The 420-nt window shown below is 59.8% G+C and carries 1 protein-coding gene; it reads left to right on the top strand.

The window, feature by feature from the left end:
* Positions 1-359 (top strand): GDP-mannose 4,6-dehydratase (locus MKL20_RS21115; protein ID WP_244038320.1); only part of this gene is annotated, 359 nt, incomplete at its 5' end.
* Positions 360-420 lie beyond the last annotated feature (61 nt).

Below are 420 nucleotides of genomic sequence, written 5' to 3'. Positions count from 1 at the left end.
AGAAGGAGCTGCGGCTTGGCAACATCGATGCCAAGCGCGACTGGGGCCATGCCCGGGACTACGTCAAGGCGATGTGGCTGATGCTTCAGAATGACAAGCCTGACGACTACGTCATAGCAACAGGCCGCACGACAACGTTGCGTGACATCTGCGTGATAGCCTTCAAACATGTCTGGCTGAACATCGACGACCACCTGATTATTGATCCGGCGTTTTTCCGGCCGGCGGATGTAGAGGTGCTTCTGGGCAACCCGGCTAAGGCGAAGGCGGCCTTCGGATGGGAGGCGCAGACCAGCTTTGAGGCGCTGATCACCGAGATGGTCGACGCCGATATCTGCCGCCACACCGCCAACGCTTGAGCCGACAAGTCAACACATGAGGCGCATCCTCGTCACTGGCGCCTCGGGGTTCGTAGGTGGC

This window comes from Methylobacterium sp. E-066 (genome assembly GCF_022829635.1).
GTDB lineage: Bacteria > Pseudomonadota > Alphaproteobacteria > Rhizobiales > Beijerinckiaceae > Methylobacterium.
Note: the sequence above shows the minus strand (reverse complement) of the source record. Positions and strands in the feature narration are given on the sequence as shown.